General features: G+C 43.1%; 16 protein-coding genes. All 16 read left to right on the forward strand.

All coding sequences use genetic code 11. The features are described 5' to 3' along the window. Positions 1-909: 909 nt before the first annotated feature. Positions 910-1,287 (forward strand): hypothetical protein, encoded by a 378-nt coding sequence (locus V513_RS10295; protein WP_099772685.1) that lies wholly within the window; start codon positions 910-912, stop codon positions 1,285-1,287. Between the two features lie 207 nt (positions 1,288-1,494). Next, positions 1,495-2,601 carry a hypothetical protein gene (locus tag V513_RS10300; protein ID WP_099772686.1) on the forward strand — a complete coding sequence of 369 codons (1,107 nt, stop codon included), beginning with the start codon at positions 1,495-1,497 and terminating at the stop codon, positions 2,599-2,601. 32 nt (positions 2,602-2,633) lie between these two features. After that, on the forward strand, positions 2,634-2,792 hold the full coding sequence (locus tag V513_RS13885; RefSeq protein ID WP_180274880.1) for a hypothetical protein: 159 nt from the start codon (positions 2,634-2,636) through the stop codon (positions 2,790-2,792). 31 nt (positions 2,793-2,823) lie between these two features. Next, the gene (locus tag V513_RS10305) at positions 2,824-3,930 is read left to right on the forward strand and encodes a hypothetical protein (RefSeq protein ID WP_099772687.1); all 1,107 of its coding nucleotides are present in this window, start codon (positions 2,824-2,826) and stop codon (positions 3,928-3,930) included. Between the two features lie 355 nt (positions 3,931-4,285). Beyond that, complete coding sequence (locus V513_RS10310) at positions 4,286-5,536, forward strand: tripartite tricarboxylate transporter substrate-binding protein (protein ID WP_099772688.1); 1,251 nt, start codon at positions 4,286-4,288, stop codon at positions 5,534-5,536. Positions 5,537-5,921: 385 nt separating this feature from the next. After that, positions 5,922-7,715 (forward strand): GmrSD restriction endonuclease domain-containing protein, encoded by a 1,794-nt coding sequence (locus V513_RS10315; RefSeq protein WP_099772689.1) that lies wholly within the window; start codon positions 5,922-5,924, stop codon positions 7,713-7,715. A gap of 90 nt (positions 7,716-7,805) precedes the next feature. After that, on the forward strand, positions 7,806-8,468 hold the full coding sequence (locus tag V513_RS10320; RefSeq protein ID WP_099772690.1) for a restriction endonuclease: 663 nt from the start codon (positions 7,806-7,808) through the stop codon (positions 8,466-8,468). A 283-nt stretch (positions 8,469-8,751) separates the two neighbouring features. Next, on the forward strand, positions 8,752-9,654 hold the full coding sequence (locus V513_RS10325; RefSeq protein WP_099772691.1) for a DUF6577 family protein: 903 nt from the start codon (positions 8,752-8,754) through the stop codon (positions 9,652-9,654). Further along, positions 9,651-9,776 (forward strand): hypothetical protein, encoded by a 126-nt coding sequence (locus tag V513_RS14265; protein WP_257212073.1) that lies wholly within the window; start codon positions 9,651-9,653, stop codon positions 9,774-9,776. Before V513_RS10325 ends, V513_RS14265 begins: the two co-directional genes overlap by 4 nt. A 347-nt stretch (positions 9,777-10,123) precedes the next feature. After that, a complete protein-coding gene (locus V513_RS10335) occupies positions 10,124-10,411 on the forward strand; it encodes a hypothetical protein (protein WP_099772693.1) in 288 nt (95 codons plus the stop codon). Then, positions 10,395-10,670, forward strand: coding sequence for a type II toxin-antitoxin system RelE family toxin (locus V513_RS10340; protein ID WP_257212074.1), 276 nt, complete (start codon positions 10,395-10,397; stop codon positions 10,668-10,670). The genes V513_RS10335 and V513_RS10340 overlap by 17 nt, the downstream gene beginning before the upstream one ends. 147 nt (positions 10,671-10,817) lie before the next feature. Further along, a complete protein-coding gene (locus tag V513_RS10345) occupies positions 10,818-11,024 on the forward strand; it encodes a hypothetical protein (protein ID WP_099772695.1) in 207 nt (68 codons plus the stop codon). Continuing rightward, positions 11,021-11,296 carry a helix-turn-helix domain-containing protein gene (locus tag V513_RS10350; protein ID WP_099772696.1) on the forward strand — a complete coding sequence of 92 codons (276 nt, stop codon included), beginning with the start codon at positions 11,021-11,023 and terminating at the stop codon, positions 11,294-11,296. The genes V513_RS10345 and V513_RS10350 overlap by 4 nt, the downstream gene beginning before the upstream one ends. A 465-nt stretch (positions 11,297-11,761) precedes the next feature. Further along, positions 11,762-12,496, forward strand: a complete 735-nt coding sequence (locus V513_RS10355; protein WP_099772697.1) for a DUF6577 family protein — start codon at positions 11,762-11,764, stop codon at positions 12,494-12,496. Positions 12,497-12,589: 93 nt separating this feature from the next. Further along, positions 12,590-12,850 (forward strand): hypothetical protein, encoded by a 261-nt coding sequence (locus tag V513_RS10360; protein ID WP_099772698.1) that lies wholly within the window; start codon positions 12,590-12,592, stop codon positions 12,848-12,850. A gap of 4 nt (positions 12,851-12,854) precedes the next feature. After that, on the forward strand, positions 12,855-13,337 hold the full coding sequence (locus V513_RS10365) for a type II TA system antitoxin MqsA family protein (protein WP_099772699.1): 483 nt from the start codon (positions 12,855-12,857) through the stop codon (positions 13,335-13,337). The last annotated feature ends 11 nt before the right edge of the window (positions 13,338-13,348 follow it).

Here is a 13,348-nt window from a genome sequence, read left to right on the forward strand (position 1 = left end):
CTTTTTACGAAAAACAGGTCAATAAAGTCAATCTCCTGGGTGACCGACATACACTGTTCTGACAAGACAGACCAATGGGGAATTCAGCGACTTTCTCTCTGATCACTCCGTTCTGTGTTTCAAAAACCCCAGTTACTTTGAGGCATTCAACAATGATGTACATAATGTCACCAATCATCCTGGCTCTTGCGCAATTGTAAGAAGATATATGGATAAACTCGGCATTCTTTCAAGTTCTAAGGATTACCGTTCCATCCAAACCTACGAGACTATTAGGGCTCACTTCGGTTCCGGACAATGCTCTCGATTGTATCGGAAGTTACATATCGCGTTTATTGCGGAGGCCAGGACATCAACTACTTATTCCAATAGATAGGGAGTTAATTGGGGTCAGACTCCATTTTCCATACTTGACGAGGGATCGAATACGAAAATCTGTGAGGGCATTCTTAATGATAGAAAAGAAAAGCAAAGCGCGGCTCTTTTCCCGCTCCTCTCACTGGTAAACTGCTATGCGAAGTCATTATAGCGCTTTGCGATATTAAGGAGAAAAACAAGAGTAGATAGATAATGCTCGACCTTAAGAGAGAATCTTTTGGGTTTCTTCGATTTAGTAGAAATATGATCAAGTCTAGGGAACTCGTCAGTGTAGATGTGAGGAAAGCTTGTGTTACATTACTTGCCAAGGGTTGCAGAACGAATGCAGAGTAGTCTCATCAAGGCAACAGGGAACTCATACCTCGAAGTGGCTTTGGAGGAATCGGTAAGATAAGCATGTTTTGAGAAAAGTGGAAAGAGAAGGAATATAATCGGCCTCGGAAAGAAGATGATTCCAAAAAGTGCTTATCTGAGGGAAAAGAGAAGGGAGGTGTCAAAACAAAGTCATGGATTTTTCAGGGGAATCCGGCAATGTTCAGAATCGATGGCTACCTGAAAGATTCCTTTGCTGATGACAAAATTGTGACTTGGCTTGCAAAACAGTTTTCTGCTGAAATGGCTATTGGAGATACGGTCTTTCTATGGCGCGCAAAAGGTATAAGCTGCATACCCGGTATCATTGCGAAGGGAAAGGTGGTTTCACTTCCTGAAAATCAGAAAAAATTCGTTGAAGATTACTGGATTCGTAGAAAGGACTTCAAAGAAGGGTTGAGAGCAAGAAATGAACTTGGTGGTGTTGGGCTCTCGCGGGGAAGGGATGCTGACCAAAAAGCTTCTACTGAAAGCGACGGGTTTAGAGGAACTTACGATACTTCACTTCTTTCAGTAGACAAACTTTCCCGTAACTGAAGTTCTGGCTAAAATCATTGAAAGACTGTGGAAAGAAGTGATCAAGTGACTATGAGCGCTGTATTAACTGACTACTTTGAATCCAGGAGCGTAAATCAAGGAACGGTGGTTTTTCAGGAATCTCTTTAAACTGCTTTGTTAAATCCGCTGGATAACTGAACGAGCAATTTCAGAGCTTTTCCAGAGGCAATCGAAGGAGGTGTTCTCGTGAGAGAATCTAGAATTATTGACCAATTTGCTGTTGAATCTGAGTATGGGATAAGGTCTTTCAATATCTACGAAGGTGATATTTTCGATAAAGGGACCGAATTATCACTTCAAGAGAAACCTTTACTCGTTCTCTCGACTCATTCCTCGAAGTACTCTGCCCCTGCAGGTGCTGTTCTGGAGAAGTTGCAAGAGCAACTTGGAAGATCTTTGAACTTGGATAAGAGTCCACTTTTGTCTTGGAGGGGTATATCCGTCTTCTTTGAAGAAACTGAGGATTTCGATTTCAAAGGGGTTTTGACACTCCGTATTCCTAGAACAAATATTGAAGCACTTTCATCAAGCGTCTCTTTGTTTGAAGAGGTCTTGGATGTATTTACATCTTCACTCACAGTTCTAGAAAGCCTTGGATTTCCTTTTGACAATGTCTTCTTTCCAATTATAGCGGGGCAACGGATTTCGGAGATTTTGCCATCAAACGCTTCTTCTTATAAGAAGGCACTTGAGATAATGATTGAAAAAAGCAAGATTTGGCTCGAAACATCGAAACACTGTGCATCTCTAAACCTGTTCGTATATGAGAGCGAAAAACTTGAGCTGGTGAAAAATGCGCTATACACAATTCGCGAAAGACACAGTATTCGAGGCGACATAGTGGGAGATATTCTATCCAGTTTGATTAATCAGGTAACCGATCAAATATGTTCCCTCCAAAATCTGCGGGTTAGTGCTTCTCTGAAGAGGACGCTAAATGATCTGAAGCAACTTCTAGGCTACGAACCAGTTAGCATTCAGTCAATTAACTCTAACTCTAGAATAGTAATTGAGTATATGGCGAAGGATCTCATTAATGCCTTTGAGATTGAAACACCAGATGATAGGCTCTATACATTGATTGATTCTCTCAGGAGCAAATTATCTCCTTGGGTGATCTCTTATATGCACGCAATAAGACTTATAGGAAACTCATGCTCGCATTCTTCAAATTTGAAAAGGGGATATGTTCCTGAAAACATGGAGAAGAGCGATCTACTGGCAGTATTGGGTGCTCTGACGAATTTGCTCTCTTTGTGGATAAACATAAGAGAACAAAATTTGCGTAACTAGTTTCAGTAGGGCGGAGAATTCGAGAAAAGTCTGTGACTTCGGTATTGAAAGGCTACAAAAAGCTATTGATAGATCTCGGGAAGAAAACAATACGGAAGACTAATCGATTTGTCAAGAGAGTCTCTCAAGAAGAGAGAAGAGAAGCTGATATCTTTAGGGAGAAGGTCGATCTGATAGCCTGCTGGGTTTGAATTCTAGGAGAACAAAGAAGGTGTTTGCTAAATGGCAATTACTGATCACATTGAGAGAGTAAGGCAAAATCTAAAGGGTGGTAGATTTCATTCTGAAGCAGCTGTATCGCAGGGAGTGGTTCTTCCCACTTTGCACGAGCTAGGATGGCCCGTATTCAATACTTCAATCGTAATTCCGGAATACTCCATCGAAGGACGCCGTGTAGATTTCGCACTTTGTTATCCCGAGAGCCGTCCTGTCGTGTTCATTGAAGTAAAGAAGGTTGGGCACTCAGATGGGGCAGATAAGCAGCTATTTGAATACGCGTTTATGCTCGGAGTACCTATGGCAATTTTGACAGATGGCCAGGAATGGAGTTTCTATCTTCCTGGTGAACAGGGCCGTTATGACGAACGCAGGATCTATAAACTAGATCTTCTTGAACGTGAAATCTCGGAAGCAGCGGAAAGGCTTCAAAGATACATTAGTTACAAGAAAGTCTGCACCGGCGAGGCTCTTGAGGCTGCGAGAGAAGACTACAGAAATGTTTCGAGAGAAAGGATTATTGCTGAAAACCTTTCGAAAGCATGGAAGATGCTCTTGACCGAACCTGACTCTCTTCTACTAGAGCTGTTTGCAGAGAAGGTAGAAGACATTTGCGGATACAAGCCAGAACTAGAGGTATGCGGAGAGTTCATCGAAAGAGAAATCATCAGCCAGAGAATGCTGATTCTGCCTGAAAGTTCAAACTCGGCAACTACCAGAAAATCGGTAACGTCATCACCCAATTACGGCGCTTCCAAACTAACAGAGAGATCAGGCGTCTTCGATTTCGACTTTCAAGACCGGAGAATTTCTGCCACTTCTGCCTGTCAGGCAATGATCAAGCTTTTTCAGCTCCTATCGCAGGAAGACGCCACTTTCTTAGAACGGTTTGCTTCTCGCAAACACGGAAAAAAGAGAAGGTACTTGGCAAAAGATAAGCTTGACCTCTATCCTGGACGTACGGATTTGGCCGCTTCTCATTCTGTCGAAATAGTTCCCGGCTGGTGGATGGGCACAAATTACAGTCGAACGAACATCCAGGACATAATCAACCTAGCACTTGAAGTGGCAGACCCTAAATTAGCTGAATCAATAAGAATAAACGTCCTTTGAGCAAGCACCTTTGAGAGGATGTGGTTTGTTTGCCACTGACTCGGGTTTCTCACTTCTTTTTCTAGAATGCTTATAGGAAGCTCCCTACTGGAAGTTTTCTTTTTCTGTGTACTAGATGCTTCTTACGTTTTCATGAAGGCATCTCTCCCAATCTGCCCAGAACCTTGCTTGACATGCGTAATCACAGTCCTTTTAAGAAACCGAAGCACTTTGACTCTTCCCATTTTGCCCGGTCTTTGCCAGCAATGTAACAAGTGTTATATTAATTTCGAGACTGTTTTTTGCCGTGTAATAATTGTTTTTTTTGATATCACTCGATAACTACGAGGTAGTTCCGCTTATCTGGAGGTGCATTATGAGTAGGAAACTGCTGAAAAGAGCACCGTTATTGATTCTTGCTGTGGTTCTTTTGTTTACTGGATGCCCCAGGAATACGAGCTATGTCCCCACTCTGACGTTGATTGAAGGTGCGCGCGGTGTGATCCCTTTTGACAGTGCTTCGTTTGTGTGGAGTGGAGACAATACTAAGGATGGATTGCTTAAGTATGAGTATAGGAAAGATGGGGGTAACTGGGTTGATCATGGAACGAACTCAGAATACACATGGACCGGTTACGAAGATGGATTGCACAGATTTGAAGTTAGAGCTAAAGACTCTAATGAGTTGTTTTCAGAGGAACTGCTTTGTTTCTTCTTCTATGATGAACAAGGTTCTGTTTTTCCTTGCGAACCTGTTACCATAATCTGTCCATATCGTGCTGGAGGTGGAACGGACCGTTTGTCGAGGTTTGTTGCAGACGAACTCAATGTAAGACTTGACGAAACGGTCTTTGTTGAGAATGAGACGGGAGGCGGAGGGGTTAACGGGCACGTTTCTGGTGCTAATGCGGATCCTAACGGCTACACCATGACAATGGTTACATCGGATATTTGCACAATTCACTGGATGGATATAGCATCAATCAACTATCAGGATTTCGATTACATTGTGCAGCTTAACGAAGACAATGCAGGAGTCATAGTATCAGCAGATGCCCCTTGGGACAGCGTTCAAGAACTTCTTGACTACATTGAAGGAAGGCCAGGTGAAGTTGTCTTTTCTGGATCAAGCTCAGGTTCTATTTGGGATCTTGCAAGAATTGGAATGCTCAGTGCTGCTGGACTGGATATTGACTCTGTGATTTGGTCCTCCACGATGGATTCGTCTTCGATTACCAGGCTTCTAGAAGGCGAGGTCGATGTGTTAACCAGCTCAGTAACAGAGGCTTCTTGTCAGATAAAGAGCGGTAAACTAAAACTTCTTGCAGTGATGTCTGACCAAAGGCTTACGGGTTTCCCCAACATACCAACACTTAAGGAAGAAGGTATTGACTGGGAAACTGGCACATGGCGAGGGCTGGCCGTTCCGAATGACACACCTGAGGAAATAAAGGCGATTCTCGAGGCGGAGATTCTACGCATGGCCCATTCAGAAGAGTTCTTAGACATTTCTAGGTCAAACGGGTTTGAGGTCAGAATAAGAGACAGCAAGGAGTTCGAAGAATTTGTTGAGGAACAAGACACTTTGTTAGGTGCAGCACTCAAGCTTGGTGGTTTCATTAATTAGTTGAGTATAGAAAATGTAGCCTGTGGCATCAAACTATTTGGGCTTTTAGCTAGGACTCTTGGCAAGAAGAACACAGTGAAGTGTCCAAGCGTTCTTGTTAGTCTTAGTTTTTCTAAAGAATGGTGAAAAGTGGAATCCAAAAAAAGGTTTGGAAGGACTTTGGGAAGTGAGCTGACAAATTATGTGGACTTAGTTTGAGTTGTCACAGGTCCAGATGAATGGAATCGATATCCTGAGTGCTCTTCAAAGAAAACGGTTTTCTGAACAGGGAGTTTTCTAAAGCTAGGCGATGCCAAAGTGGTTTTGACAAACAGTGTTCTTTCGAAAACTAGATCCGTTAGATAAACTGTTCTTTGTACTACATAGGATCAAAGGAGGTTTCGTAGTGGTTATACAGCAATACTCGGTTAATCAACACCCAATTCAGACTTTGCTCACGTGGGTTCAGTCACAGGCAGTTGCCATACCAGAGATTCAGCGGCCCTTCGTTTGGGACGCGATTAAGGTTAGGGATCTTCTGGATTCTCTTTATCAGGGTTATCCCATAGGATACCTTATTGCTTGGCAAAATCCGAATGTCAAACTCAAGGACGGCACTAAATCGGTTGGCAAGAGAATTCTTATCGACGGGCAACAGAGAGTTACCGCCCTGATGGCAGCTCTGTTGGGTCAGAAAGTAGTTACCAAGGATTATCGCAGGATTCGGATAGCCATTGCCTTCCACCCGCTAGAAAAAAGATTCGAGGTTACTAATCCCGCTATAAGGAAGGATAGGAACTGGATTCCAGACATCTCTGCAATCTTCAGACCTGATTTCAGATTGATTCAGGCGGTTAATAATTACTGCGAATTGAATTCTGTTGAGAACGAAGACGAGATTTTTGAGAGTCTAGAGTCACTTAAAGGCATCATAAATAACCCGATTGGCTTGATTGAACTTAATTCTGATCTGGATATCGAAACGGTTACAGAAATCTTCATAAGAATCAATTCGGCTGGCTCAGTGCTTAGTCAAGCGGACTTTGCGATGTCGAAGATCTCTGTGAATGAAACATATGGCGGCAACAATCTCAGGAAGGCAATAGATTATTTCTGTCATTTGGCCATCGCTCCGGAGTTCTATCAACAACTCCAGGAGGTAGATGAAGAGTTCACCAAAACTGATTACTTCAGCAGGATGTCTTGGCTAAAGAATGAAAATGATGACTTGTATGATCCTTCTTATACAGACATGCTTAGAGTAGCCTTCACTTCGAAATTCAAAAGAGGTAGATTGCAGGATTTGGTTGCGCTTCTTTCCGGCAGGAATTTCGAAACGAGAGAGTTCGAAGAGGAGATTTCAGAACGCTCATTTGATCTATTGAAAACCGGCGTTATGGATTTCATGAATGAAAACAACTTCAAGAAGTTCATCATGATTCTCCGTTCTGCAGGTTTCATAGATAGTTCTATGATCAGATCCCAGAATTCGATCAACTTCGCATACATCATGTATCTAACTCTTCGCGAGATGAATTGCGATCAAGCGGAAATTGAATCGTTAGTCAGAAAGTGGTTTGTCCTTTCAATTCTTACGAGTCGTTATTCCAGTTCTCCCGAATCTACTTTTGACTATGATATCAGGAGAATACATGAGAATGGGAAGTCCTTCATAGAAAATGTCTTTTCAGCAGAGCTCTCAGATGCTTTCTGGGAGGTAGGCTTGCCGCAGCAAATGAATACTTCGGTTTCCAGCAGCCCATCTTTCAATGTCTATCTTGCGGCTCAAGTGAAGCTTAAGGACAAGGGTTTCCTTTCACGCGATATCTGCGTCGCAGATCTTGTGAGCCTAAAGGGAGATGTTCATCACATTTTCCCGAAGGAATACCTGAAGAAATTCGGACTTACCAGAGGAAAATACAATCAGATTGCCAACTATGCGATGACACAGAGCGAGATCAACATTGCTATCAGTTCTAAGCCGCCTTCACAATACCTTACAGAAGCTCTAAATCAATGCAATGGTGGGGGTCTCAAGTATGGAGGTATCACGCTGAAGTCAGAAATGCTTGAGAACTGGAAGATGAACTGCATCCCTGAAAACACAGTGAATATGACAATAGACGACTATGAAGAATTCCTTGAAGAGCGACGTTATCTCATGGCTCAGAAGATAAAGAGGTATTTTGCCGTTCTTTGAATAATGGTCCAATTGATATTCATTTGTTTTCTGGACGAGGTGTGAAAGTGGATTCGAACGAAACGGACATAAAATGACAGGAAAAACCCTATGATTCTGTTCTACTTCAGGAAGTACTGGTGGGTGGTATCGGCTGCAATCATCGCGCTTGCATTTGTGATTCCTTATCAGGTGGTTCTAGTCCTGCTCTTTGCACAGATAATCGCTGTAAATCTCGTGTCGTTTAGGATCAGGAGGTATTTGAAGCCCGAGCGAAATGTGAAGAGCCTCAGGAATCTTCTCGTTCTCGAGTTCAAGGACCTTCTCGAAAGTTATGGAATATCCTGTGATTTTCCGCCGCGGGGCGATTATTCCTCCGTTGATCTTATCGCGGACATCTTCGGAGAAAAAACTGTGTTCTCCATTAGAGAGGGCAATGATGAAATCCATAACTCCGAAGTGCAGAGTCTGGCCGCTTCTCTCCCGAAACACGGGGCAAAGCACGGAGTGTTTTTGGTAGATGGTTTGCTGCCGATTGAGGCGAAGAGACTGGCCGAGAGCTACGGTCTGGAATTCAAGAGATATCAGAAGTACAAGGAAGAAGTTCAGGAAAGGCTAAGCTCCAATTCCAATGTCTGCCATGTTTGCGGAAGATTGATCGATCAGAATCAAAAGGAGATATGCAGGAAGAATTCAGAGCTTCTAGGTGGAAAGTCATACTGCCACGAACACTTCAAGGAGATCATAGACAAAACGAAGGCAGAAACAAGCTAGGAGGTGACGCTTTGGGGTTTATGAAGGGCGGAAATGGAAGTTGCTGAAAGCCCAAACACAATTCTAAGAAGAGCTGTGACCACTTATATGAAAAAGAAAGGCTATTTCCCTTCTGAGCAACATTCTATACAATTCACGTACATTCTGAGCGGTCTATAGTCCCATATCAGAATCTCGTTCTTTCAGAAATCAGTTCGCTTTTTCGAAATTCAGATCATATCTAATAAATTTGTCAATACTCTGATATAATTGACGTACTTAATAGATATAGCTGGAGGTGTTTGTGAGAAATTTTGAGAGAGACATTTCTGATCTTGCCGATGAATCGGGACTTATTACCAGACGGAAGCTTATCACTTATTTGGGAAGACTGTTCCCGGAGGATTCTGAGCAACGCCTTGACTGGCGCATTAATTCACTCAAGAAAATCGGTTTGCTTAGCTCGGCAGGCAGGGGGATCTACAGAATAGAAAACCTTGCCGTGTCAGACTTGAAGATTGATGGGATGAAAGGGAGCTTTCTAAGGCTTTCGGATATTAGAGAACCGAGTGAATTGACAAGCGTTAGTGGTCTTGCCCAATCCTTGGAGAAGATGGGGATGATTTCTAGAGTTGCCAAGGGTGTTTTCAGCACAGAGGTGAAACCTACCTACCTTCCATCAATATCTGCTGAGCTTAAGGATTTATGGATTTCTCTGGCCGAAGAGTTTCCTTACCTAGGACTCTGTTTGACAGATACATACTGGATAAACTCCTTCATTTCGCAGCAGGCAGCTGGCAGGAGATTTGTTATCGAGACTGAAAAGGGCACTGAAGAGTCTGTTTTTGACTTTCTTTCATTAAGGTATGACAGTGTGCTGCTCAAACCTTCCGAAAGAGATATGCGCCTCTATGGATCGGGCTTGCCAGTACTCCTAATAGTCAAGAACCTAGTTACGCAATCTCCGATTACGTCGGTGGATGATGTTCCTCTTTCATCCCTTGAAAAGATTCTTGTAGACGTGTTCTGCGATGAACAGGTCTATGACTATATTCAGGGAGATATGACGGTAGAGCTTTTCGAAGAGGCCTTTGAAAGGTTTGCTATTGATCAAAGCGTGCTTAGGAGATATGCTTCACGAAGAGGAAGGTGGAGAAGAATAAGGAAATTTGTGACCGATAATATTGGCGAGGTGTGGGTGTTGTGATTGACAACGCTTCTCTTGAACGCGAATGGATAATGAAACTGAGAAACGAGAGATTCCCCAAAAGAGATCCAGGCATAATCGAAAAGGCAATTTATGCTCTGCCTCTTCTTGAGGAGTCTTAAGCGGAGAAGTTGTTGTTTGTTCCTGATAGTGTTCTTGGACCGTTATTTGGAATGGTGCAGCCAAATGGAGATGTGGCAATTGGTGTTTCTGTTACGGTAGAACATAGCACTGATCAAAGTATGTTTTTCCAAGGGGCGATGATTTCAATTAACTATGTGTCTGGGGACCATACTATGTTCAAAAATAACCAAGCTTTGTATACGGGATTTTGGACTGCTCACAGATATTTGTTGAGTAACTCGTAGCTACTAAAATGGCAGACCTCACGGTTGGTATCTAAAGCGGGGAATTTCAAGTTTTCGTGATATACTCATTATACACATAGTGCGTATAAGACGGTGATCGCATGAAAGATATAAAGGAAACCAAAGAGAGGCACAATATCATGATGAAACCTTCTTCATGGAAGGTTCTGAAGGAGCTCAGGCGCGTACAGGGTAAGAGCGCCAGCGAAATCATTGAGACGGCTTTATGGAATCTCATAAAGACTGAAGGCTACAATTCGATGTACTTCAAGATAATGGCTACTAGCGAGCCGTGCGACCCCGAAGAGAATGAAGAACTCACAAAGATACTGGATCAGATGACGGAAGAGGATCTGGAAATCGTCGATAGCTATGAGTTACCGGATTAGCTTCACGAGATTGAGCAAACGGCAACACGAAAAGCTCGATACCACGGTTAAGAATAGAATAGACAAAAGCTTCCGACAGCTGGTTGATTACTACGACGGAAAGGCGAGGGAGAGACCCGACGTTAAAAGTCTTTCTGGTAAATACAACGGACTTCTGCGGATGAGGGTCGGCGATTACAGGATCATTTTCCAGATCCGGGGAGATGAGTTTGTAATTCTTGTGGTTCAGATAGTTAAACGCGGAGACGCATATAGATGACTTCAAGCTCATTAGTTTTTTTCGTGACAGACTCGCGTTCTTACATTAAGTTCAGATTGGCAGTTTGGAGTGGGATTTTGCTGCACCAAAGCGGGATTATGCGTCTACCCTTTTGTGTTGAGACAAAAGGCAATGGGGGTGATTACAGTGATCATGTTCGACAGAGTATGGAAGATGCTCCAGGAGATCGATGCAACCGAAAGAAAGAAGGCATTCGACGCGATTACTGAAATCTTATCTTCTTCGGAGGACGAAGAGATGCTTCAGTTGAAAGACGACCTGCTGGCATTCGAAGACGACATCCTCGATGACTCGGAAGATCCTATAAAGACGCTTATAGAAGGTGAAAAATGATGCGCTCTTTTGACTCTCTAAAAAAGGAATGGCTCAAAGACGAGAAATTCGCCAAAGTTTACTATTCGAAGAGACCGCTTAGGGTTTTTGTTAGGGAGATAAAATCTGCAAGGCTTGAGAAGGGACTCTCGCAGAAGGATCTGGCCGAAGCGATAGGAACATCTCAAGGAGTGATCGCAAGAATCGAATCCGGCAGGCAGAACATATCGTATGAAATGATGCTCAGGCTTTCCCGTGCACTGGGTCTAAGAATGAACGGGTCAGACTCCTGATTTTGCAGACGGATCTGCGTATTTGTTAAATTGCTTGGCGATGCACTTACTCTGAAAGGTGTATATCTGTTCAGGATGGGTTCTCTGAGTAAAAAAGATATGATTTTAGTGCAAGGTTTTCCGTTGGTTGTTAGATTGAAAAGGAGACGCTTTTATGTATTCTTTCAATCAATGATGTGAAACAAATACTCGAAACATCCATCGACAGTCTTGTTGACAACTTCATAAGACAGCCGTGTTAAACGAGGCAACATCAATAGGCTTTTATCATTCTCTTTCAGTCTTCACGTCGACGACTGCAAAACCCATAGAGGCTTTATCAATAGGTAATTATACTTGATACCCATCTAGAACAACTAAGTCCTCCCCCGGGTTGAAGGATCGTGTTTCAGCAAGAAGCATATGCTATAATTACAAATAACGGCAATTGTCTATATTTATTGCCATTATTTGTAGGTGATTTCAATGGAGAAGGTTAGTCGAAACCAAGTAAATGAGTGGTTCAAAAACAATCAGTTTCTTATGCACTATCAACTGATCAATGAACTGAGTACACTTTTACCTAATAGGAAGCCAGGTACTTATTATGCAACCCTGCACCGGCTGAAGAAAGAAGGACTCATCAGAAATGTCAGAAGAGGCGTCTATGAAGCCGGAAGCAAACGTGAGTTCGAACCTGCCGTATCGAAGGAACTCTCCGGTTTGTTCAAGAAGCTTCGCAAGAACTTCCCGTACCTGGAGAATCTGTGTGTCTGGAACAGCAGATGGCTGAACGAATTCACTGTTCAGCAGGCGCTTTCTTCTATGGTGATCATAGAAACTCAGCGAGGCACAGAGGACAGCGTGTTTGAATATATCAAAGCATCCTACTCCCGGGTGTTCATCGATCCGACTCCGAAGGAGATAAACAACTACATTCTCGGATGCAAGAAGTGTTTTGTTGTAAGGTCGCTTGTAACTGAAGCCCCTGTAACATCCTTTGATAATGTCGTTATACCGAGGTTAGAGAAAATACTTGTCGATCTTGTCTGCGAGAGGGATCTCTTCGTATCATTTCAGGGAGAGGAGTTACGCAACATATATCACAGGGCTTTGAAGGATTACGACGTGAGTCTGAGCACGCTGAGAAGATATGCCAGGCGACGCGGGAAGTTAGAAGAGATAGACAGGCTCATAGTGACCCAGGGAGAAGGCATGTGATCACAAGAAACTCTGCTACCAAAGCGTAAAATAGGCTCAGACTCCTATTTTTGTAATGCTTTCTACAAGTCAGGAATAAGAGAGCGTTATGATGTGCTTGAGGCAACGTGGAAGGTGGCAAAAGATATCTGCCCCGATGAGATCAGAGAAGATAATCAAAGAGATTCATTTACGATTCTTTTCTGGAAATCCTTACCGCTTGAGTCAATACTCAGAGAACTTGATATTACCGATGATGAATTTTTGGCCCCAGAAAACTACGAATATAAAGACAAAGTCTATTTGAAGCTGAGTTATAGCTTTAAGGAAAGGCTGATCTGTCTATCTTTGCATCTTGCAGAGTACGGGAGTTGATTTCATGAGATGTCCCGAATGTGGAAGGGAAATGCGCCTATCTAAGGAAGAGAGCATCGAGAGTTTCAAGGGGAGTCAAGTCAGACTTTCCTACGATGTCTATAGATGTGATGGATGCGGAAGTTCATATGTGGATGCCAGATCCCTCGATGAAGCCTGGAAGAAGATCTGGGACAATTATGAAAAGACTAATTGCATCCCGTCGCCGGCAGATCTCAGGAAAGCCAGAGAGAATCTAAACCTCACTCAGGAGGAGATAGCGCTTCTGCTGGGAAGGACGAAGTCCCTGGTTTCAAAGCTTGAAGACGGCTCGAGAGCTCTTTCAGACAAGCTTCTCGAATCTTACTCAAATTACATAATACCAGGTGGAGACGACTTCATCTCTTTCGTTAATGCCGCGGCGGTCCAGGGAAGAATCTCTCCGGATGATCGAGACAGAATAGTCGACAAGACCGGTATTCGGAGATTGAACGGGTCAGACTCTTAGTTCTTACGAGA

The sequence above is a fragment of the Mesotoga sp. H07.pep.5.3 genome (assembly GCF_002752615.1).
Taxonomy (GTDB): domain Bacteria; phylum Thermotogota; class Thermotogae; order Petrotogales; family Kosmotogaceae; genus Mesotoga; species Mesotoga prima.